Annotated in this window: 18 protein-coding genes; 8 read left to right on the top strand and 10 right to left on the bottom strand. The window is 65.8% G+C overall.

Annotation, left to right across the window (positions count from 1 at the left end):
- The first annotated feature begins 374 nt into the window (after window positions 1-374).
- Together HNS34_RS02810 and HNS34_RS02815 are read left to right on the top strand one after the other, a co-directional pair.
- A complete protein-coding gene (locus HNS34_RS02810; RefSeq protein WP_172317715.1) occupies window positions 375-2,939 on the top strand; it encodes an Rne/Rng family ribonuclease in 2,565 nt (854 codons plus the stop codon).
- Between the two features lie 185 nt (window positions 2,940-3,124).
- Window positions 3,125-4,279, top strand: coding sequence for a pyridoxal phosphate-dependent aminotransferase (locus HNS34_RS02815; protein WP_172317717.1), 1,155 nt, complete (start codon window positions 3,125-3,127; stop codon window positions 4,277-4,279).
- Here HNS34_RS02815 and HNS34_RS02820 read toward each other — a convergent pair.
- Window positions 4,254-5,195, bottom strand: a complete 942-nt coding sequence (locus tag HNS34_RS02820) for a hypothetical protein (RefSeq protein ID WP_172317719.1) — start codon at window positions 5,193-5,195, stop codon at window positions 4,254-4,256. The genes HNS34_RS02815 and HNS34_RS02820 overlap by 26 nt on opposite strands.
- A 77-nt stretch (window positions 5,196-5,272) precedes the next feature.
- On the opposite strand from HNS34_RS02820, the gene HNS34_RS02825 reads away from it, so the two are divergent.
- The 3 genes from HNS34_RS02825 to rpsI all read left to right on the top strand — a co-directional run bounded on the left by HNS34_RS02825 (window position 5,273) and on the right by rpsI (window position 7,730).
- Window positions 5,273-6,577: an N-acetylmuramoyl-L-alanine amidase gene (locus tag HNS34_RS02825; protein ID WP_235952590.1), complete on the top strand. Its 1,305-nt coding sequence runs from the start codon at window positions 5,273-5,275 to the stop codon at window positions 6,575-6,577.
- Between the two features lie 192 nt (window positions 6,578-6,769).
- Window positions 6,770-7,231 carry a 50S ribosomal protein L13 gene (rplM, locus tag HNS34_RS02830; RefSeq protein WP_172317721.1) on the top strand — a complete coding sequence of 154 codons (462 nt, stop codon included), beginning with the start codon at window positions 6,770-6,772 and terminating at the stop codon, window positions 7,229-7,231.
- Between the two features lies 1 nt (window position 7,232).
- Complete coding sequence (rpsI, locus tag HNS34_RS02835; RefSeq protein ID WP_172317723.1) at window positions 7,233-7,730, top strand: 30S ribosomal protein S9; 498 nt, start codon at window positions 7,233-7,235, stop codon at window positions 7,728-7,730.
- A gap of 153 nt (window positions 7,731-7,883) precedes the next feature.
- Here rpsI and HNS34_RS02840 read toward each other — a convergent pair whose 3' ends face one another.
- From HNS34_RS02840 to guaA, 8 genes are all read right to left on the bottom strand, one after another.
- Window positions 7,884-8,501, bottom strand: coding sequence for a TetR/AcrR family transcriptional regulator (locus HNS34_RS02840; protein WP_172317725.1), 618 nt, complete (start codon window positions 8,499-8,501; stop codon window positions 7,884-7,886).
- Window positions 8,494-9,366 (bottom strand): polyphosphate kinase 2, encoded by an 873-nt coding sequence (ppk2, locus tag HNS34_RS02845; protein WP_172317727.1) that lies wholly within the window; start codon window positions 9,364-9,366, stop codon window positions 8,494-8,496. The genes HNS34_RS02840 and ppk2 overlap by 8 nt, the downstream gene beginning before the upstream one ends.
- Window positions 9,367-9,422: 56 nt before the next feature.
- The gene (locus HNS34_RS02850; protein WP_172317729.1) at window positions 9,423-10,370 is read right to left on the bottom strand and encodes an alpha/beta fold hydrolase; all 948 of its coding nucleotides are present in this window, start codon (window positions 10,368-10,370) and stop codon (window positions 9,423-9,425) included.
- Window positions 10,370-11,314, bottom strand: coding sequence for a homoserine O-succinyltransferase (locus tag HNS34_RS02855; RefSeq protein ID WP_172317731.1), 945 nt, complete (start codon window positions 11,312-11,314; stop codon window positions 10,370-10,372). Before HNS34_RS02855 ends, HNS34_RS02850 begins: the two co-directional genes overlap by 1 nt.
- A gap of 15 nt (window positions 11,315-11,329) precedes the next feature.
- Window positions 11,330-12,196: an ATPase gene (locus HNS34_RS02860; protein ID WP_172317941.1), complete on the bottom strand. Its 867-nt coding sequence runs from the start codon at window positions 12,194-12,196 to the stop codon at window positions 11,330-11,332.
- Between the two features lie 145 nt (window positions 12,197-12,341).
- Window positions 12,342-13,448, bottom strand: coding sequence for an OmpP1/FadL family transporter (locus HNS34_RS02865; RefSeq protein WP_172317733.1), 1,107 nt, complete (start codon window positions 13,446-13,448; stop codon window positions 12,342-12,344).
- Between the two features lie 169 nt (window positions 13,449-13,617).
- The gene (locus HNS34_RS02870) at window positions 13,618-14,502 is read right to left on the bottom strand and encodes a DMT family transporter (RefSeq protein ID WP_172317735.1); all 885 of its coding nucleotides are present in this window, start codon (window positions 14,500-14,502) and stop codon (window positions 13,618-13,620) included.
- Between the two features lie 193 nt (window positions 14,503-14,695).
- The gene (gene guaA, locus HNS34_RS02875; protein WP_172317737.1) at window positions 14,696-16,267 is read right to left on the bottom strand and encodes a glutamine-hydrolyzing GMP synthase; all 1,572 of its coding nucleotides are present in this window, start codon (window positions 16,265-16,267) and stop codon (window positions 14,696-14,698) included.
- Window positions 16,268-16,414: 147 nt separating this feature from the next.
- On the opposite strand from guaA, the gene HNS34_RS02880 reads away from it, so the two are divergent.
- The gene (locus tag HNS34_RS02880; RefSeq protein ID WP_235952591.1) at window positions 16,415-17,113 is read left to right on the top strand and encodes an MgtC/SapB family protein; all 699 of its coding nucleotides are present in this window, start codon (window positions 16,415-16,417) and stop codon (window positions 17,111-17,113) included.
- 337 nt (window positions 17,114-17,450) lie between these two features.
- Window positions 17,451-18,998, top strand: a complete 1,548-nt coding sequence (locus tag HNS34_RS02885) for a trimethylamine methyltransferase family protein (protein ID WP_172317739.1) — start codon at window positions 17,451-17,453, stop codon at window positions 18,996-18,998.
- 6 nt (window positions 18,999-19,004) lie between these two features.
- Here the strand turns inward: HNS34_RS02885 and HNS34_RS02890 are convergent, their stop codons facing one another.
- Window positions 19,005-19,265, bottom strand: coding sequence for a DUF6477 family protein (locus HNS34_RS02890; RefSeq protein WP_172317741.1), 261 nt, complete (start codon window positions 19,263-19,265; stop codon window positions 19,005-19,007).
- A gap of 205 nt (window positions 19,266-19,470) precedes the next feature.
- Between HNS34_RS02890 and HNS34_RS02895 the strand changes: the two genes are divergently transcribed.
- A complete protein-coding gene (locus tag HNS34_RS02895) occupies window positions 19,471-20,613 on the top strand; it encodes a DUF6456 domain-containing protein (RefSeq protein WP_235952592.1) in 1,143 nt (380 codons plus the stop codon).
- Window positions 20,614-20,665: the final 52 nt, after the last annotated feature.

Raw genomic sequence — 20,665 nt, forward strand, 5'->3', positions numbered from 1 at the left:
CCCTTAATGTTGTAGACGCGGCAATGGGCCGGACGCCCGGACCGCATCAACAGATTTCCGAACCGTCTTCCGGCGCGCGTCCCAAGACGACGCGGCGCGGATTTCGGGAAGGTCACGAGGGCCCCCGCAATCGACCGGGCCCGACAGGATTGTCCCGGCAGGGCCGGGGCTTGCAAACGGATGGTGGGCACGACACCCCGCCATCGGAGATAAACCGCGATGCAACGCGAGCGCAGGATTGAGGGATGGCATGACGGGTTCTTGGCCCGCATCCTGTCCGACTGCGCCCCCGCCATCGCCATTTCAGGACAACATGGAACAACGGATGCCGGCCCCCCGGGGCACGGTAGCGTGGCTCCATGCGCAAGGAACACATGGCAAAGAAAATGCTTATCGACGCCACGCACGCGGAAGAAACCCGCGTCGTCGTGGCCGACGGGAATAAGGTTGAGGAATTCGACTTTGAGTCGCTGAACAAGCGGCAACTGGCAGGAAATATCTATCTGGCGAAGATCACGCGGGTCGAACCCTCGTTGCAGGCCGCCTTCGTGGATTACGGCGGCAATCGCCACGGGTTCCTCGCCTTTTCCGAGATTCACCCCGATTACTACCAGATCCCGACCGCCGACCGTGAGGCGCTCCTGGCCGAGGAACGCGCCTATGCCGAGGCGCAGGCCGCGGCCGAGGCCGATGCCGACGCCAAGCCCAAACGCAGCCGCCGCCGCCGCAAGAAACCCGCGGATGCGCAGGCCGGGACGGCGAATGAAACCGTCGCCGCCGACAGCAATGACGACGCCGTCACCAGCGGCGACGCCGAGGACGCATCCGCCACACCCTCCTCGATGGACGTGGTCGATCTGGACGCGGATGAGGGCGGCCCCGAGCTGATCGGCGACGAGAGCGATGATAACGGCGACGACACCGCCAAGCCCGCCGACGAGGCGAAGGATCCCAATATCTCGACCGTCGCCGATGATGACGACCAGGAGGATATCCGCCCGGTGCGCAAACCGCGCCCGCGCCGCTACAAGATCCAGGAGGTCGTGAAGGTCCGCCAGGTCATGCTGGTGCAGGTCGTCAAGGAAGAACGCGGCAACAAGGGCGCGGCGCTGACCACCTATCTCAGCCTGGCCGGGCGTTACTGCGTCCTGATGCCCAACACCGCGCGCGGCGGCGGCATCTCCCGCAAGATCACCACTGCGGCGGATCGCAAGAAGCTGAAGGATATCGCCAATTCGCTGGAGGTGCCGCAGGGCGCGGGCCTCATCATCCGCACGGCGGGGGCGAAACGCACCAAGACCGAGATCAAGCGCGACTATGAATACCTGCAACGGCAATGGGAACAGGTCCGCGACCTGACGCTGAAATCCATCGCGCCCGCGGCGATCTACCAGGAAGGCGACCTGATCCACCGCTCGATCCGCGACCTCTACAACCGCGACATCGACGAGGTTCTGGTCGAAGGCGAGGCGGGCTACCGCCATGCCAAGAACTTCATGAAGATGATCATGCCGTCCCACGCCAAGAACGTGAAGCAGTATACCGACCAGATGCCGCTCTTCGCGCGCCACCAGGTTGAGGGCTACCTGGCCGACATGTTCAACCCCACGGTGCAGCTGAAATCGGGCGGTTACATCGTCATCGGCGTCACTGAGGCGCTGATCGCCATCGACGTGAACTCCGGTCGTTCCACCAAGGAAGGCTCGATCGAGGATACCGCGACGAAGACCAATCTGGAGGCGTCGGATGAGATCGCCCGCCAGTTGCGCCTGCGCGACCTCGCCGGTCTGATCGTGATCGACTACATCGACATGGACGAGCGGCGCAACAATGCCGCCGTCGAGAAACGCCTGAAGGACAAGCTGAAATCGGACCGCGCGCGGATCCAGGTCGGCCGTATCTCGGGCTTCGGCCTGCTGGAGATGAGCCGCCAGCGTCTGCGCCCCGGCATGCTGGAGGCGACGACGCAGCCCTGTCATGCCTGCCACGGCACCGGCATCGTGCGCTCGGATGACAGCCTGGCGCTGTCGATCCTGCGCCAACTGGAAGAGGAAGGCACGCGCCGCCGTTCGCGCGAGGTTCTGTTGACGGTGCCGATCGGTATCCTGAACTTCATCATGAACACCAAGCGCGAATACCTCGCCGCGATCGAGGCGCGCTATGGCCTGTCGATCCGGGTCGAGGGCGATCCGATGCTGGTCTCGCCCGATTACAAGATCGAGAAGTTCAAGACCGCCACCCGGCGTGTGCCGGCCGAGGCCCCCGTGATCTCGATGGACAGCGCGCTGATGGAGGAGGTCGCAAACGAGGCCTCCGACGAGGACAGCGCTCCGGTCGTGGACTCGCCTGCCGAGATTGCCGCCAACGCCGGTGAGGAGGCCCCCAAGAAAAAGCGCCGCCGCAGACGGGGCGGACGCGGTCGCCGGAAATCCGACACCGGCAATGGCGAGAATGGCAATACCGAGAATGGCAATGGGGATAACGGCACCGCGGAGGCGGCGACATCCGATGACGCGGCCAAGCCCGACGCCGAGGTGACGGAGGCCCCTGCGGCCGAGGCCGAGGCGCTCGCCGATGCACCGGTGGCGGAGACGCCTGCCGAGGAAGAGGCCCCGAAGCCCAAGCGCAAGCGCGCCAGCCGGGCCAAGAAGAAACCGGTCGAGGAAGCCCCCGCCGAGGAGGCGCAGCCCGAGGAGGCGCAAGCGCCTGCCGCCGAGGAGGCGCAGCCCGAAGAGGCCCCCGCCGAGACCGCGGCCGAAGAGGCTCCGCAGCCTGTGCCCGAGGAGGCCGCCCCGGTCGAGGAGGCGCAAGGCGCCGAGGAGACCCCGGAGCAGCCCGAACCGGAACCCGAGCGCACGCCCGAGCCCGCCATGGCCGAAGAGACCCCGGCGGACGATCCCGACCGCCCGAAGAAGCGCGGCTGGTGGTCGCTCGGCTGACATCGTCACAAGACACGAAAAAAAGCGCCCCCGGCCAGATGGTCGGGGGCGCTTTTTGTTTGGGCGGCTGGTCGCCCTGCCGGACCAGAACCAGGGCGTCCTCGGCATTGGGCAGAGCGCGGATCAGGCGCATTGACGCCGAGCGGTTGGGCTGGTTCAACTCGCCCGGAACCAAGGAGAAAACGATGCGCGTTTCAACCAGATCGCAGGTCGATCCCTTCATCGTGATGGACGTGATGGAGGCTGCCCGTGCCGCCGAAGAGGCAGGCCGCCACATCATCCACATGGAGGTCGGCCAGCCCGGCACCGGCGCGCCCGGGGCCGCCCGCGAGCGGTTGGCCGCCGAGATGGAGGCGGGGCCGCTTGGCTACACGGTGGCGCTTGGCCGCCCCGATCTGCGCGCAGGCATCGCGGCGCTCTATGCCGAATGGTATGGGATCGACCTCGACCCGGCCCGCGTTGTGGTGACGGCAGGGGCCTCCGGGGCGTTCATCCTGGCCTTCTCGGCGCTCTTCGATGCAGGCGACAAGGTGGGGTTGGGCGAGCCCTGCTATCCCAGCTACCGCCAGATCCTGCGCGCCATGTCGCTCACGCCGGTGGGGTTCCAGACCTATGAAACCTCCCGGTTTCAACCCACGCCTGACGATTTGACCGACGACATGGCCGGGCTGATCGTGGCCTCACCGGCCAATCCTTCCGGCACCATGCTGGACAAGGCGGCGATGGGCGCATTGGTAGATGCGTCAACGTCGCGCGGTATCTCGTTGATATCGGACGAGATTTACCACGGGCTGCAATATCGCGACCGGGCCGTGTCGGCGCTGGAATGTTCCGATGACCTCTATGTGGTCAACTCCTTCTCCAAGTATTTCTCGATGACCGGCTGGCGGCTCGGCTGGCTGGTCGTGCCCGAGGAGCACATCCGCACGGTGGAGCGGCTGGCGCAGAACCTCTTCATCTGCCCGCCCCATGCCGCGCAGGTCGCGGCGCTTGGCGCGCTCAGCCCCGAGGGCCGCACCGAGCTGGACCGCCACCGCGAGATCTACGCGGCCAACCGGGCGCTGATGCTGGCGGGGCTTGCCAAGGCGGGTTTCGATCACGTCGCGCCCGCCGACGGGGCGTTCTACGTCTATGCCGATGCCTCCGCGCACACAGATGACAGCCTCGCCTTCGCTGCCGAGATCCTGGACAAGGCCGGCGTCGCGGTCACGCCGGGGCTGGATTTCGATCCCGTCCGGGGCGCGCATTGGCTGCGCTTTTCCTATGCCCGCGCGAGTGCCGAGATCGAGGAGGGGCTGGCGCGGCTGCAAGACTTCATGTCGGCGCGCGCCGCCAGCTGAAGAGCCGCGCCAGCGAGGTCGTCGCGGTGCGCTGCGGCTTGGTGAAGATCGCGGGCGAGGCGCGGCCCCGGGCGGCATCCAGCAGGGCGCGGGTGTGATCGGCGCCGAAATCGCACAGCCAGTAGGACAGGGCGGTCGGCAGGTCGAAATGGTCATGGGTCTCCTGCATCCGGTAGCGTGTGCCGGTCCCGTCAGGCTCGAACCATTCCTCGACCCGGCCCGTGCTGGTGCGCCCCTCGATCTCCATCTGGTATTCGACGAGCTTGTAAACGGCCTCGTCCCGCAAGATCCTGGCCTTGTAGCGATGGGTGTTTTCGCTGAGCCGGAACCCGTCGGGATCGGGTTCGACCGCCGTGAAGGAGACCGGAAACCACCCCGTCCAGTCGACCGGGCCGCAGCGGCGCACGCCGTTGTCGAGGTTGGGAGAGACGGAGAGGGCCCGACGCAGCGCCTCGGGCGGGAGCGTCGACTGGAAGCTGTCCTGCTGTCTGCGCTGGCCCATCTTGACCTTCGACCCCAGTTTGCAGAACACAAGCACGAGAACACAGAACAGCGCGTACCAGATGGCCATTGCACTGAGGAGGGCCGCAAGGGGTGACATCGGCTGCGCGCCCTTGCTTGCCTCCGCGAGGTCGTCGAGGAAAAGCGGGCTCGGCACGATCAGGATCGCCAGCGCCAGTGAGCCGAGAAGCGCGTCGATCCAGCCAGCCGGAAAGATCACCGCATTCAGCACCAGAACCGCCCCCCAGACCCAGAGCAGCGCCAGCAGGGCCTGCGGATCGGCGAAGGGGTTTCTTGCGGGATCGACCAGTTGCGCGCCCGCGGCGCCAAGTCCGACAAGCGCCAGCGAGGTCAGGATCAACCGGCGGCGGATATGGATCCGGTAGGGAATATCGCGAAACAGGAAACGCAGCATAGGGCAACTCGGGGTGATGGAAATCTCCGGGTGCAGCCTGCGGGCCAAATCGGGCGCGCATCGGGCGGGGGGCGGGCATGCCCGTGAAAATTGCCGACGATGCGGGGCTGCAAAGCCTTGGGATTGGCGGGACGCTCTGCTATGACAGCGGCAATGAAATTCTCGGCGGAAGACCGATGATGCGGGCAGTTGCGACGCTATTCCTGACACTTCTTCTCGGCCTGCCCGCCCTGGCGCAGGATTTTCGTGCCGTGGCGCGGGTCGAGGCCGCACAAAGCCACCTGATCGACCAGGGCGATGGCGCGGAACTGGTGCTGGCGCTGACGCAAGCTGTCCCCTACCGCGTCTTCACGCTGGAGGGGCCGGACCGCGTGGTGCTGGATTTCCGCGAGGTCGCCTGGGGCGATCTGGCCGATGGGCTCGATGCGTCCGAGGCCGTCACCGGCGTGGCCACGGGCGGCGCCGGGGCAGGGTGGTCGCGGATGGTCCTGACCCTGGCCGCGCCCATGGCCGTCACCCGCGCGGGCATGGTCACCAACGCGCAGGACGGCACTGCCATCGTCCGGCTGCAACTCGATCCGACCGACCGCGCGGGCTTTGCCGCCGCCGCCGGACCGCCCGCGGGGCTCAACCTGCCCGAGGCGGTTCTGTCTGCCCCCGCGCCGTCCACGGCGGGCGATCTGATCATGGTCGCACTCGACCCCGGCCATGGCGGTGTCGACCCCGGCGCGCAGCGCGATGGCGGGGACGAGGCCGAGCTGATGCTGATCTTCGCGCTGGAACTGCGCGAGGTGCTGCTGCGATCGGGCCGGTTCGACGTGGTTCTGACGCGCGAAGGCGACTGGTTCGTGTCGCTGCCCGAGCGCGTCACCATCGCGCGCCGCGCCGGGGCCGACATCTTCCTGTCGCTGCATGCCGACGCGCTGGCCGAAGGGCGCGCCAGCGGGGCCACCGTCTATACCCTCTCCGACACGGCCAGCGACGAGGCCTCCGCCGCGCTGGCCGAGGCGCATGACCGCGCCGACCTGCTGGCGGGCGTCGACCTGGCGGGCAATGACGACGAGGTCGCGGGCGTCCTCATCGACCTGGCCCGGACGGAGACCGCGCCGAGATCGGTCGCGCTTGCCGACCAGATCGTGGCGGGTCTCGGCACAGCCGGGGCGCCCCTGTACAGCCATCCGCGGCTGGAGGCCGGGTTTTCTGTCCTGAAGGCCGCCGACATTCCTTCGGTGCTGCTGGAGCTTGGCTTCCTCTCGGATTCGGATGACCTCGACAACCTGCGCGACGCCGCGTGGCGGGCGCGGATCCAGGCGGGGTTGCGCGACGCGATGCTGGCCTGGGCCGAGGCGGATGCGGTGCAATCGACCCTGCTGCGGCAATAAGGGGCCATTTCTGATGGGGTAAAATAATACCGCAATCGCAACGCATTGAAAACCAACGAATTTTGCAAAACAACCCCACTTGACCCGCCGCCGAAATCCAGTAAAAGACGCCCAGACGACAGGGGGCCCCGCCCTCTGTTTGCTTTTTCTGACATCCGGCGCGTTCCGCCCCGGAAACCCGAGGAAACGACAATGAAAACCTTTTCTGCCACGCCGGCGGATATCGACAAGGACTGGATCGTGATTGACGCCGAGGGCGTCGTTCTGGGCCGTCTGGCCTCGGTCATCGCCATGCGGCTGCGCGGCAAGCACAAGCCGTCCTTCACCCCGCATATGGACATGGGCGACAATGTCATCGTCATCAACGCCGACAAGGTGCAGGTGACCGGCAACAAGCGCAACAAGCCCAATTACTGGCACACCGGCTATCCGGGCGGCATCAAGTCCCGCACCACCGGCCAGATCCTGGAAGGCGCGCATCCCGAACGCGTGCTGATGCAGGCCGTCAAGCGGATGCTGCCCGGCGGGCCGCTCAGCCGTCAGCAGATGACCAACCTGCGCATCTATGCAGGCGCCGAGCATCCGCATGAGGCGCAATCGCCCACCGTTCTGGATGTTGCGTCCATGAACCCGAAAAACACCCGGAGCGCATGATATGGCCGAAACCGTTACCTCTCTCGATGAGCTGAAGGCCGTGGCCGGCGGCGACGATGCCGCACCCGCGACCCTCGACATGGCCGAGCCGCGCGAACCCGTGCGCGACGCCCTGGGCCGCTCCTATGCCACCGGCAAGCGGAAGGATGCGGTCGCCCGCGTCTGGATCAAGCCGGGTTCCGGCAAGGTCACCGTCAATGGCAAGGAAATGAACGCGTATTTCGCGCGCCCCGTGCTGCAGATGATCCTGCGCCAGCCCTTCACCGTGGCAGGCCGCGAGGATGAGTTCGACGTGATGGCCACCGTCAAGGGCGGCGGTCTGTCCGGCCAGGCCGGGGCCGTCAAGCATGGCATCTCGGTCGCGCTGCAGCGCTACGAGCCGTCCCTGCGCGGCGCGCTGAAAGCGGCAGGCTTCCTGACCCGCGACAGCCGCGTCGTGGAACGCAAGAAGTTCGGCCGCGCCAAGGCCCGCAAGAGCTTCCAGTTCTCCAAGCGCTGAAGTTTGGCGACAGGAATTTGCAAAAGGGCCGTCCCATCAGGGCGGCCCTTTTCGCATCCTGTGCGCAGTCACCCGCGGTTAAGGTTAACGCCCCCCGCCCTCATCTTCTTCGTCCAAATACCTGAAACCGGACAGCAGAACCGGGTGCCGCCCTCACCGATCCGGCGCGATCAGCCCCAAGCCGCGCAGATAAATCCCGATCCCCGCCTCCAGCAGATCCTCGGGCGGAAACGGCGCCGCACCCCCCGGCTTGCCGCGCGCGAATAGCTCCACCACGCCGTGGCTCATCGCCCAGATATGGGCCGAGAACATCCGCGCGGGCGGGCGTTTGTCGGGCGGGATATGTTCCGACAGCGCGTCCGCCGCGCGTTCCAGGATGGCGCGTGAACGCTCTGACGCGGCGGCCAGTTCCGGGTTGGCATTGGGCGAGATGCCGCTTTCGAACATCGCCATGTAATGGCCGGGGTATTTGCGGGCAAAGGCCAGGTAGGCGCGGCCCGTGGCCTCGAAGGCCGCCAGCGCCGTGGGTCCGCCGGTCTCAAGCGCGTATTCCATCAGGTCGGCGAAGATCTCGTGCCCCTGCCGCGCGCCTTCCGCGATCAGGTCTTCGCGGCCCTCGAAATGGCGATAGACGGCGGCAGGCGTCACGCCCGCCGTCTTGGCGGCCTCGGAGAGGGTAAAGCCGGTCGGGCCCTTCTGTTCGATCAGAACGAGGGCGGCATCGACCAGCGCCTGGCGCAGGTTGCCGTGATGATAGCCGCGCTTACCCATCGGCCCAGATCTCGGGGCCGCCGGAAATCGCGGGATCGGGGCGGGCGACCAGGTCGTGATCCTTGCCCGTATAGTCCAGCCCCGACAGGATCTGCCGGATCACCGCCAGCCGCGCCCGGCGCTTGTCGTCGGACCGGATCACGACCCAGGGCGCGACGCCGGTATGGCTGCGGGTCAGCGTCTCATGGATCGCGGCGCTGTAGGCGTCCCATTTCTTCAACCCCTTGACGTCGATCCAGCTGAGCTTCCACTGCTTCAGCAGGTCGCCCTCGCGGTCCAGGAAGCGGCGCAATTGCTCGGCCCGCCCGACATTGAGCCAGATCTTGACCAGGTGGATGCCGTCATCGACCAGCATATCCTCGAATTCGGGCAGTTGACGGAAAAAGCTTTCGCGCTGCGCCTCGGTGCAGAAGCCGAAGACATGCTCGACCACGCCGCGATTGTACCACGACCGGTCGAAGAGCCGCATCTCGCTGCCCGCCGGCAGGTGCTGGACGTAGCGCTGGAAATACCATTCCCGCGTCTCGCGGTCGGTGGGTTTCGACAGGGCCACCACGCCCGCCGCACGGGGGTTGAGGTGCTCGCGCACCCGCTTGATGCAGCCGCCCTTGCCGGCGGCATCGCGGCCCTCGAAGACAACCGCGACCCGCGCGCCGCTTTCGCGGACCCAGGCCAGGCATTTCACCAATTCGATCTGCAGCGCCTCCAGATCGTCCTCATAGGCCTTCTTGTCCATCCGGTCGTCATAGGGGTAGGACGGGTCAAGAACGCTGTCCTTTTTCGCGGTCTCGATGGCCTCACGCACAGGATCCGGCGCGTCGTTCTTGAAGAAATCGGAAATCGCGCCGTCGAAGGGCAGGGCCATGGCGTTCCTCGTCGGATTATTGCTGCTCTTGGCCTCAATATGGGCCGGGGCGGCGGTCAGCGCAATCCGGCGCGGGCGGCGGCACGGTCGATGGCGTCGATCACGGTGTCGAAATGGGTGTGATGCGGCATGTGCGAGGGGGTCTCCAGCGGGGTCAGATTGGCCCCCGGTACCGCCTCGCTCAGCGGGATGGCGTGGATCCGGTAGGCCACGGTCGTATCCTCGCGGCCATGCACGATCTCGACCGGCACCGAGATGTCGCCGTATCGCGGGGCCTGCGCCGTGACCCAGTCCAGCAAGCCGCGCCGTTGCAGCGCATTGGCCCGCAGAGGGCCGCGGCGCACGATCATGCGGGGGCCGAGGTGGTCGGCATAGCCCTCGGGCATCGGCAGCGGCGCGTAGACATCGGCTATCGCGCCCTCGATCTGCGCCTCGCTGATCCAGGCGGTGATGAGCGGGATCACAAATGTCCGCCCCGGCCAACTGGCGAGCACCGTGTAGTAGAGCCCAAGGCCGGTATCCCACGGGTAGGCAACGCCCGAGACCGTGACCAGCGCCGAGAGGCTGTCGGGATGTTCCACCGCCCAGGCCAGCGCGACGGCCCCGCCCAGGCTCTGCCCCAAGACAATGGGCCGCTCGGCCCCCAATTGGCGCGCGGCCGCCACCAGCACCGCCGCCTGTTCCGACAGGCTGGCCCCCTCCGGCGAAATCGGGTCGGAATAGCCCAGGCCCGGCCTGTCGAAGGCGATGACGCGGTAGCGTTCGGACAGCGGGCCGACCATGTCATAGGTGAAATCGCGCAAATTGCCCGAGGAGCCGTGGATCAGCACAAGATCCGGCCCCTCGCCCTGCACCAGCGCATGGACCCGTTGGCCATCCACCTCGATGAATTGCCCCGAAGGGGGATAGGCGCGTTCCGTCGCCGCCTCGTTCCGGGCCGCGCGCCACAGGGTCAGCGCGGCAAACCCCGCCAGAAGAAGGACAAGAACAGCCAGGATCCGCATCAGCCGCGCAGGTCCGTGCGGTCCTGCCCGATGCGGGCAATGTCATAGGGCGTGGTCTCGTAGATCTCGGAGATCCAGTTGCCATAGAGCAGATGCGCGTGGCTGCGCCAGCGGTTCTGCGGCTGTTTCGCGGGGTCGTCGCCGGGGTAGTAATTGACCGGCACCGTCACCGGCGTGCCCTCGGCGACATCGCGGTCATATTCCTGTTTCAGGGTGAAGCTGTCATATTCGAAATGGTTGAAGACATAGAGCGCGCGATGGCCGGGATCCTCGACCAGCGCGGGGCCAACCTCGTCGGAATCGAGCAGGATCTTGAGCCCTTCGGCGGCCTCGATCTCGGCCTTGCGCATCTCGGTCCAACGGCTGACGGGGATGGTGCAATCGTCGGAAAATCCCCTGAGATAAGGGCTTTCCGGGGCGAGGTTCATGTGCCGGTAGCAGCCGAACGCCTTCGCCTCCAGCAGGTGTTTCCTGACGCCGTGGAAATGGTTGATCATCGCCATGCCACCCCAGCAGACGCCGAAGGTGGAATGCACATGGGTCTGGGTCCAGTCGAAGACGCGGGTGAGTTCGTCCCAATAGGTCACGTCATTGAACGCCATATGCTCGATCGGCGCGCCGGTGATGATGAGGCCGTCCAGCTTTTCGCCCGAGGCCGCGACCTCCTCGAAGGGGCGGTAGAATGCCTCCATATGCTCGGCGGCGGTGTTGCGGGTGCGGTGTTCGCTCATGCGGATGAGGCTCAGCTCGATCTGCAAGGGCGTGGCCCCGATCAGCCGCGCGAACTGGTTCTCGGTCTGGATCTTCTTGGGCATGAGGTTGAGCAGCCCGATCCGCAGGGGCCGGATATCCTGCCGTGCGGCCGCATCCTCATCCATGACCTGCACCCCCTCGCGGCCGAGGACCGAATAGGCGGGCAGGTTGGAGGGCAGTTTGATGGGCATGTCAGGATCCGGGGGTCAGTTGGGGCGGGTGGCAAGGGCATCGGCGACAAGGGCGATGACGTCGTCGCAATCGCGGACTTTCGCGACATCATCCGCCTGCACCGTCACGCCCCAGTTCCGCGCCATCGCCGCGTAGAGCGGCGCACGGTGGCGGAGCGCCCGGCCATAGGCGTAGCGGACAAAGGCATCAGGATCAACGTCGCCGCCCAATGTATTGGTTTCGTTCTTGAATTCATCCCAGATGCGGCGCATGAACCGGGGCTGGTAATACATCGGCTTGGGCGATTTGTCGAAGCGGCGGATCAGCTCCTCGGTGTGATCCCCGCTGCCCTCGATCCAGACCATCAGGGTGTTCGCGCCAAGCGTGCGCAGCACCTCGTCGGCGGGGTTCTCGGGGTCGACCACCTCGCAGATCGAGCCGCCGGTATCGCAGACGAAATGCTCGTAGCCATAGAGGTCATGCGCGCGGGCGATGAATTGCGGCGTGTCCAGCAGCGCGTTGATCTCGGCTCGACGGTGCAGGTCCTGGCGGCGCATGTATTCGCTGAAGGGCAGCCCGCCCTTGGCCGGATCGCCCGGCTTGCCCAGGTAGCTCGACAGCGGCGCGAGATTGTTGAAGGTGATGTTGGAGCCGATATAGATCGAATCCGAACGCAGCAGCGTCGCCAGAAACGGCACCGTCATTGCCTGCCGCTTGAGGTTGTCGGTGATGTGCTCGCCCATATAGGCGGTGCCGATGCGGTAATCGACCGAGTAGTGGAACCAGTCGCCATGCGCGCGCAGGAGGTTCGCCAGATGGGTCTTGCCCAGGCCCGACATGCCGAAGAACAGCACCCGCTTGTCGGGCGCGGCGATCCAGTCGCGGGCGGTCTCGTAGATCAGGCCCATATCAGGCGGTATCCCTCGGTTTCACGGGGCCTTACGTAGCGCGGGGCGCGGGGGGCGTCCATGCCCGAAATCGACGCAAAGAAAAAGGCCCCGCGCGTCCTGTCGCACGGGGCCTGATCAGAAGTCCGATGGGGGCGCTTCAGAAGTTGAAGCCAACCCGCAGGCCAAGGGCCACGGCATCGTTGTCGTTGAAGTTGGAATTTATAGATTCCGTAACAGCGTCGCCGATCATGATGTAGCGCACACCGCCGGCGATGGACATGTTGCCCTGGGTGTATTCCGCGCCCAGGCTGACCGAGGTGTAGCCATCGGTCGGGCCGAGGTTGCCTTGGAGCCCGTCCTGCTCCGCCTCATAGCCGAGCGAGCCGGAGACCGACCAGTTCTCGTTGATGCGGTAGCCGACGCCGAGGGCGAAGGTCCAGACGTCATCGTCGTAATCGACCAGGTTGCCCGACGGGGTCGGGTAGGCATTCGGCGTGATCGCGAAGCCGTCCCAGGCGGTCCAGCGGATCGAGCCGAAGAGCAGCGTGTTCTCGGCGATGCCCGACTGTGCCTCCAGCAGGATCGATTCCGGCAGCGTCACCTCGAACGAGGTCGGACCGGTCGGGACCAGCGCCTGCGGTGTGCCCGGAGGGGCGACACCCTCGACACCGGCCAGACCCAGATCAACCTCGCTGAAATAGGTCAGCGCGACGCGCAGGGCGATATCCGGACGCTCATAGGCGGCGCCGAACATATAGCCCATGTCATAGTCGTTTTCCGCGTTCAGCACGTAGGAGAAGGCGGGCGTGGTGACGAAGACGTCGCCTTCGACATGCACGGCGCGGATGCCGCCATAGACCGAGATGTTGTTGGCCATCTCATAGCGCAGCGCGGCGGTGATCTGGTTCGAGCTGAGCTCGGCGTAGGAGCCCGCGAACGGGTAGGGCGTGCCCGCCGGATAGGCGACATCGGCCCCGACGGGGTTGTCCAGCACCAGCGCGAACGAAAGCTGGTCGGTGATGTCCTGGCGGTAGCCGAGCGTCAGCGTGTTGAAGGTCGGGCTGATGTCGCCCGAGGCCGCTGCCGCAGGCGGGCCGGGATAAACGCCGCTGACATCCGGCGAGACGCTGCCATAGCTCAATTCGACATAGGTGCCTTCCTCGAACAGGATGCCGGTGGTGAACCCGGTCCGCTCGATCCCGCCTGCCTGTGTCATTGCCGTGCTTGCCAGAAGGGCCGCACCGGCCATCGTCAGTCTTTTCATTACTAGTCCCTCCAAAGGGCTGGATGTTGCCCGATATCCCTACTTTCACTTACGCAAAATAGCGGTGGAAAGGTCAATTCTTCCCTAGCGTCAGGAAATGGACGGGCGGCCTATCGGCCCGTTTACAGCCGGAAATGTGACCGAATTGCTACAACTTCCGCGCGCGAGGTTAAGCGGCGGGACGGGGCCGGGTCTCGTGCTGGATGTTCACGTAATTGGCCCCGAAGATCAGGACCGCCCCGATCAGGACCGCCAGGCTGATCGGCTCGGCATAGAGCATCATTCCGACGATGGCGATGACCGGCAGGCGGGCGAAGTCGATCGGCATGACGATGGTTGCGGGCGCCAGCGTCAGCGCCGTGGTGATGCAGAAATGCGCCGTCAGCCCGCCGATGCCCACGACCACGATCCAGGGCAGGTTGGCGAGCGAGGGCCACGCGATGTCGCCGTCGATGCCGGCGCAGATCAGCCCGAAGACCAGCTGCATCGTGGTGAGGTAGAAGAGGATGCAGATGACACTGGCGCTGCGGGTCAGTTGCTTGGTCAGGATACCGGTCATGGCAAAGGCCATGGCGGCCCCGGCGGCGGCGAAGGTGCCGATGGAGATCGGCGCGCCGCCCGGCTGCGCGACCAGCAGGATGCCGCTGAAGCCCACTGCCACGACGGCCAGCTTGCGCAGGCTCAGGCGTTCATCCAGGAAGATCGGGGCCAGCAGGATGACCCAGAGAGGCGAGGTGAACTCCAACGCGAAGACCTGCGCCAGCGGGATCATCGAGATGGCGTAGAACCAAAGGTTCTGCCCGGTGAAATGGGCGATGTTGCGGATCAGGTGGCGACCGAACCGGTCGGTGGTGATCTGGCCCGCGCGCCCCGTCGCCAACGCCACGCCCGCCACGATCACGACACCGATCAGCGACCGGTAGGTCATCAGCTCGAACGTATCGAGATCGGTCGACAACTCGCGCCCCGCCACCGCCATGGCCGAAAACGAGACGATCGACCCGATCATCCACAGGGCGGCGCGGCCGGGCTGGCTCTGATCTGGGGCGGACATGGGCGGGGTCTCGGGGCAATGGGACGCGGGCGGGGGATCAGGTATCAGCAGTGGCACCGTGCCGCAACATTGGCAAGGGGCGCTGCCCCAGGCGCCTGGCGGCGCCTCCCCCGAGGTATTTGGAGCAAAATGAAAGGGGCGGTGGCCCGTTAACCTTAACGCCGCTTGGGATATTGCCGGGTCGGGCGGGCAGTCACTCCCACTCGATCGTGCCCGGCGGTTTCGAGGTGATGTCATAGGTCACCCGGTTGATGCCCTTGACCTCGTTGATGATCCGGGTCGCGGTCTCGCCCAGGAAATCGTGGGAAAACGGGTAGTAATCGGCGGTCATGCCGTCGACCGAGGTGACCGCGCGCAGGGCGCAGGCGAAATCATAGGTGCGCCCGTCGCCCATCACGCCCACGGTGCGCACCGGCAGGATGGCGCAGAAGGCCTGCCAGATTTCATCGTAAAGCCCGTGCTTGCGGATCTGGTCGATATAGACGGCATCGGCCTTGCGCAGGATCTCCAGCTTCTCGCGCGTGATCTCGCCGGGGCAGCGGATGGCGAGGCCGGGGCCGGGGAAGGGGTGGCGGCCGATGAAGCTGTCGGGCAGGCCAAGCTCGCGGCCGAGCGCGCGGACCTCGTCCTTGAAAAGCTCGCGCAGGGGTTCGACCAGCTTCAGCCCCATCTTTTCGGGCAGGCCACCGACATTGTGGTGCGACTTGATCGTCACCGACGGCCCGCCCGAGAAGCTGACCGATTCGATCACGTCGGGGTAGAGCGTGCCCTGCGCCAGGAACTCGGCCCCCTCGATCTGGCTTGCGTATTTCTGGAACACGTCGATGAAGAGCCGCCCGATGATCTTGCGCTTGGTTTCGGGGTCGCTCTGCCCGTCCAGCTCGCCCAGGAACAGCTCCTGCTCCTCGGCGTGGATGACTGCCAGGTTCATGTGGTCGCGGAACATGGTCACGACCTCCTGCGCCTCGTTGAGCCGCAAGAGCCCGTGATCGACGAAAACGCAGGTCAGCTGATCGCCGATCGCCTCATGCAGAAGCGCCGCGGCGACGGAGCTGTCGACACCGCCCGAGAGGGCGCAGATCACGCGTTTGTCGCCGACCTGGTCCTTGATGCGGGCGATGGCCTCCTCGCGGTAGGCGTCCATCGTCCAGTCGCCCTTGAAGCCTGCCAGTTGCACGAAATTCTGGTAGAGTGTCTTGCCGTTCGGGGTGTGATGCACCTCGGGGTGGAACTGCACCGCGTAGAAATGGCGCGCGCGGTCGGCGGTGATCGCGAAAGGGGCGCCGGGCGAGGTGCCCAGAACCTCGAATTTCGGTGCAAGATCAGAGACATGGTCGCCGTGGCTCATCCAGACCTGTTCGCGGCCCGACCCATCCAGGAACCAGCCCGCCAGGATGTCGTCGCGCTTGTCGGACGGTTTCACCCAGGCGCGGCCAAACTCGGCCGTGGCATGTTCGCCGGCCTCCACGCGGCCGCCCAGATCCTGCATCATCACCTGCTGGCCATAGCAGATGCCCAGGATCGGCACGCCGAGACCGTAGACGGCGCGCGGCGGGCGCGGGCTGCCCTCGCGCATCACCGAATCCGGCCCGCCCGAGAAGATCACCGCTTTCGGGGCGAAATCGCGCAGGAAATCGTCGGTCACGTTCTGGAACGGGTGGATTTCGCAATAGACGTTCAGCTCGCGCAGGCGGCGCGCGATCAGTTGCGTCACCTGGCTGCCGAAATCTATGATCAACAGGCGGTCATGGGATGTCTGGCTCATGCCCTGCGCCATAGGCCAGAGGCGGGGATTGCGCAAGAGACAAGGCGCGCGGGGGCGATGGGACGGAGATAACATGTCATTATTCTATGGCAATCAGAATTGGCATGGTGTTATGATCTGGGGTCCAACAGTCAGGAGAGACCGATCTTGCCCATCACCCTGGATGCCGCCGCGCTGAATCTGCTGCTGGCGATGATTTGCGGCGCGCTTATCGGATCCGAGCGTCAGATCCGCCGCCGCACCGCCGGTTTGCGCACCAACGCGCTGGTGGCGCTTGGCGCGGCGGGGTTCGTCGTCTTTTCCGGGCTCTATCCCGACGAGGTCAGCCCGACGCGGGTCGCGGCGCAGGTGGTCTCGGGCATCGGGTTCCTGGGGGCGGGCATCATCTTTCGCCATGGCTTTACCGTGCATGGGCTGAACACGGCGGCGACGCTGTGGTGTTCGGCGGCGGTCGGCACCACGGCGGGGGGGGGCGCGCCGATCTTTGCCGCGCTGCTGACCGGCTTTGTCGTCTTCGTCAATCTGGGCCTGCGCCCGCTGGTCAAATGGATCAAGAAACGCACCGGGGCGGGGGCCCCTCCGGCGCTGGAATACCAGGTCATGGTGGGCGTCGAGACCGCCAAGGCCCCGCGCCTGCGCGCGCTGGCCCTGCAATGCCTGTCGCAACCGGGGATGCAGGTGGCCGGGATCGAGCGGTCGAAGGGCCTCGATGGCGACGAGACCCTGTTCGAGATCACCGTGATGATGGAGGACATGGACGAAGAGACGATCAACAAGGCGTTGTCGCCCCTGATGACCGAACCCGATGTGCGCTCGGTCGGGTGGGAGTATACCGGCGCGACCTGACGGCAGGCGCGCCGGAAAGCGGTCAGAACCGGAACACGACGCCCAGTTCGATCTCGGTCAGGTCGCCGTCGATGTCGTTATAGAGCACATCGGTCTGGTAGTCGTCCTCGTCGAACTGGTAATGCAGGATCGCCGCGCGCAGATTGATCCGGTCGGTAAAGGCATGTTCGACGCCAAGGCCCGCGCCATTGGTCGTGCCGAAGGTGATGTGTCAACCGCGACCATGCCCGACCCGCCGATGTCGCTTTCCCCCCATAATCGCCGCATATCGCCCGCAGGGCCGCCCGGTGGGGCTGTATGAGAGGCGCAACAGCCGATTTGCCCGGAGGAGCAGGCCATGAATGAAGTGCCACGCGCAGGACGCCGCGGTCGCGGGGGCGGCGGGGCGGCCCGCCGCGCCGAACGCACCGCGGTCCAGATCGAAACCGCCAAATATATCGAGCGCAACATCCCCGACCTGGACGTGCTGAACGACGAGGCGCTGGAAATCATCGAGGCCAATGCCGAGATCGTGCTGGAGGAGATCGGCGTCAACTTCGTCGAATACCCCCGCGCGCTGGAACGCTGGCGCGAGGCCGGGGCGCATGTCGATGGCGAACGCGTGCGCCTGCCCAAGGGCCTGGCGCGCAAGCTGTGCTCGACGGCGCCCGCGCAGTTCACCCAACATGCCCGCAACCCCGAGCGCTCGGTCGTCATCGGGGGCCGCAACCTGGTGCTGGCCCCGGTCTACGGGCCGCCCTTCGTGCATGACGTCAATGGCGGCCGCCGCTACGCGACGATGGAGGATTTCCAGAAATTCGTGAAGCTCGGCTACATGTCGAAATGGCTGCACCATTCCGGCGGCACGGTCTGCGAACCGACCGACCTGCCGGTCAACAAGCGCCATCTCGACATGCTCTACGCGCATATGTCGCTGAGCGACAAACCCTATATGGGCTCGGTGACGGAGGAGAGCCGCGCGCTCGATTCGATCGAGATGTCAAAGATCCTCTTCGGGGCGGATTTCGTCGATCAGAACGCGGTGATGACCTCGCTGATCAACATCAACTCGCCGCTCACCTTCGACCCGATCATGTTGGGCGCGCTGGAGAACTACGCCGCCGCCGGGCAGGCCTGCATCATCTCGCCCTTCATCGTCGGCGGCGCGATGGCCCCGGTCTCGGTCGCGGGCACGCTGACGCAGATCCTGGCCGAGGTGATGGCGGGGATCGCCTATAGCCAATTGATCCGCCCCGGCGCGCCGGTGATTTTCGGGGCCTTCGTGACCTCGATCGACATGAATTCGGGCGCGCCCACCTTCGGCACGCCCGAGGCCACGCAGATCACGCTCGGCACCGGGCAGTTGGCGCGGCGCCTGGGGTTGCCCTACCGCTCGGCGGGGTCGTTCACCGGCTCCAAGCTGCCCGATGCGCAGGCCGCCTATGAAACCGCCAATTCGCTCAATGCGGGGCTTCTGGGCGGGGTCAATTTCATGCTTCACGCCTGTGGCTGGCTTGAGGGCGGGCTGGTCGCCAGTTTCGAGAAATTCGTGATGGATGCCGACCAGCTTGGCGCGCTGCACAAACTGGCCGAGGGGATCCCCATCGACGAGAACGCGCAGGCGATGGACGCGCTGCGCGAGGTCGGACCGGGCGGGCATTACCTGGGCTGCGCGCATACCCAGGCCAATTTCAAGACCGGGTTCTGGCGCTCCAACCTGCTGGATTACAAGCCCTACGAGACCTGGTCCGAGGAAGGCGCGCGCGACACCCAGGCATTGGCCGCCGCGCGGGTCGAGAAGCTTGTGTCGGACTACCAGCAGCCAATGCTGGATCCCGCGATCGACGAGGCGCTGAAGGCCTATATGGCCAAGCGCAAGGAAGAGATGCCCGACAGCTTCATGTAAGGCGGCTCAGGCGGGCCGCGGTCCCTGTGCCGCGGCCAAGAGCGACATCAGCAATTCGACATGGCGACGCGGTGAATAGGCGGCCTCGCCAGTGACGCGCATCGCCTCCTGTTCGGCCTCTTCGCTGAGCAGGCGGGCAATGCTGCCCTGCACCCCCGCCGCCCGGTCCCGGCCCGCGCGGATGAGGGCCGATGCCCCGTATCTGGCCGCCTGCAACAGCAATCCGGGGCGGTGCATCTGGCGCAATTCCTGGGTCAATGTGGTCATCTGGTCGGTCCCCCTGGGTGACATGGTTCATGGCGATGAGACTGCCCCCGGTGACCGGCCTGTTGCGGAATCTTTTTTGCAGCGCGCGCTGGCGGCAATTTGTTTACGCTTTGGCAACAGTTCACAGGATTTCCACAGATTTTAACCAAACAGTAATCAATATTTTTAAAGGCTTGCGCAGGTTATCCACAGTTTGTTGGGGACGATGATGACTTGCGAAACGACCGTCACGGAAAAGAGGCGCTACCCGGCCTGGCTGCCGGAAGGGGCACGAAACTACCTTGATCACACCGGCAACGGCGCCTCCGTGCGTCAGATTGCGCGGGCCACGCATCGTCACCCCTCGACCATCGCGCGCCGCATCCGGGCCTATGAGGCCCGCCGCGACGACCCGCTGGTCGATGAGGCGCTCGCCGCGCTTCAGGCAGATTGCGTTTCCAAACCCGCAACAATCGACAACGGCAAGGAGCCAGAACACATGACCGCACCCCTCAGGCCCCCCCTGGTTTCCGATGACACCACCGTCAATCGCGAAGCCCGCCGCATCCTGCGCCGCCTGTGCAAGACCGAGGCGACGCTGGTGCTGGCCCGGGACATGGACAAGGCCATCGTCCTGCGCACCGGGGTGGATGGCAGCCAGACCCGCACCGCCGTGCTGGATCGCAAGGTCGCGCAGGCCTTTGCGCTGAAGGACTGGATCGCCACCGCCAGGGCCGGCCGGGTCAGCGTCTATACCATTACCGAGGCGGGGAAATCGGCGCTGAAACGGCTGATCGAGGCCGACCGCAAGCGCCGCCGCCAGCCGCAGATGGAAATGGCCGAGGCCGCGACACCCTTCCTGGCGCAGCACCAGCTCTGGGGTGAAAAGCCCGTGCGCGCCGATGACGGCACGATCCGTAAAATGCGGGTCAACCTGGCCGAATCCCCGCTGGCCACGCTGGCGCGGCGCAAGGGCAAGGATGGCAGGCCCTTCATGACCATGGACCTGGTGCAGGCGGGCGAGAAGCTGCGCGAGGATTTCGAGCGCGCCCAGATGGGACCGCGCGTCGCCCAGAACTGGGAGAAATTCCTGACCGGCGGCGATCGCGGCTCGGGGTTCTCGGATGGTGGCATGGCCGAAGGCCCGCGCGCCGCGCGCGACCGGGTGACCCGCGCCGTCGACGATATGGGGCCGGGGCTGGCCGATGTCGTGCTGCGGGTGTGCTGTTTCCTGGAGGGGCTGGAATCGGCGGAGAAGCGGCTTGGCTGGTCGGCCCGGTCGGGCAAGATCGTCCTCAAGATCGGGCTTCAGCGGCTGCTCAAGCATTACGAGACGGTTTACGGCTTCGTCCCGGTCTCGCTAGATTGATCTCGATTCGGATACAATATTGGTGATATCGGCCCCGACCTCTCCCCGGGGC

The sequence above is a fragment of the Alterinioella nitratireducens genome, assembly GCF_013155465.1.
In the GTDB taxonomy this organism is placed as follows: Bacteria; Pseudomonadota; Alphaproteobacteria; order Rhodobacterales; family Rhodobacteraceae; genus Alterinioella; species Alterinioella nitratireducens.

Bases quoted from the DNA above. Each gene is read 5' to 3' on its own strand.
- HNS34_RS02810 (WP_172317715.1), top strand. From the start codon at position 375: ATGGCAAAGAAAATGCTTATCGACGCCACGCACGCGGAAGAAACCCGC.
- HNS34_RS02815 (WP_172317717.1), top strand. From the start codon at position 3,125: ATGCGCGTTTCAACCAGATCGCAGGTCGATCCCTTCATCGTGATGGAC.
- HNS34_RS02820 (WP_172317719.1), bottom strand. From the start codon at position 5,195: ATGCTGCGTTTCCTGTTTCGCGATATTCCCTACCGGATCCATATCCGC.
- HNS34_RS02825 (WP_235952590.1), top strand. From the start codon at position 5,273: ATGCCCGTGAAAATTGCCGACGATGCGGGGCTGCAAAGCCTTGGGATT.
- rplM (WP_172317721.1), top strand. From the start codon at position 6,770: ATGAAAACCTTTTCTGCCACGCCGGCGGATATCGACAAGGACTGGATC.
- rpsI (WP_172317723.1), top strand. From the start codon at position 7,233: ATGGCCGAAACCGTTACCTCTCTCGATGAGCTGAAGGCCGTGGCCGGC.
- HNS34_RS02840 (WP_172317725.1), bottom strand. From the start codon at position 8,501: ATGGGTAAGCGCGGCTATCATCACGGCAACCTGCGCCAGGCGCTGGTC.
- ppk2 (WP_172317727.1), bottom strand. From the start codon at position 9,366: ATGGCCCTGCCCTTCGACGGCGCGATTTCCGATTTCTTCAAGAACGAC.
- HNS34_RS02850 (WP_172317729.1), bottom strand. From the start codon at position 10,370: ATGCGGATCCTGGCTGTTCTTGTCCTTCTTCTGGCGGGGTTTGCCGCG.
- HNS34_RS02855 (WP_172317731.1), bottom strand. From the start codon at position 11,314: ATGCCCATCAAACTGCCCTCCAACCTGCCCGCCTATTCGGTCCTCGGC.
- HNS34_RS02865 (WP_172317733.1), bottom strand. From the start codon at position 13,448: ATGAAAAGACTGACGATGGCCGGTGCGGCCCTTCTGGCAAGCACGGCA.
- HNS34_RS02870 (WP_172317735.1), bottom strand. From the start codon at position 14,502: ATGTCCGCCCCAGATCAGAGCCAGCCCGGCCGCGCCGCCCTGTGGATG.
- guaA (WP_172317737.1), bottom strand. From the start codon at position 16,267: ATGAGCCAGACATCCCATGACCGCCTGTTGATCATAGATTTCGGCAGC.
- HNS34_RS02885 (WP_172317739.1), top strand. From the start codon at position 17,451: ATGAATGAAGTGCCACGCGCAGGACGCCGCGGTCGCGGGGGCGGCGGG.
- HNS34_RS02890 (WP_172317741.1), bottom strand. From the start codon at position 19,265: ATGACCACATTGACCCAGGAATTGCGCCAGATGCACCGCCCCGGATTG.
- HNS34_RS02895 (WP_235952592.1), top strand. From the start codon at position 19,471: ATGATGACTTGCGAAACGACCGTCACGGAAAAGAGGCGCTACCCGGCC.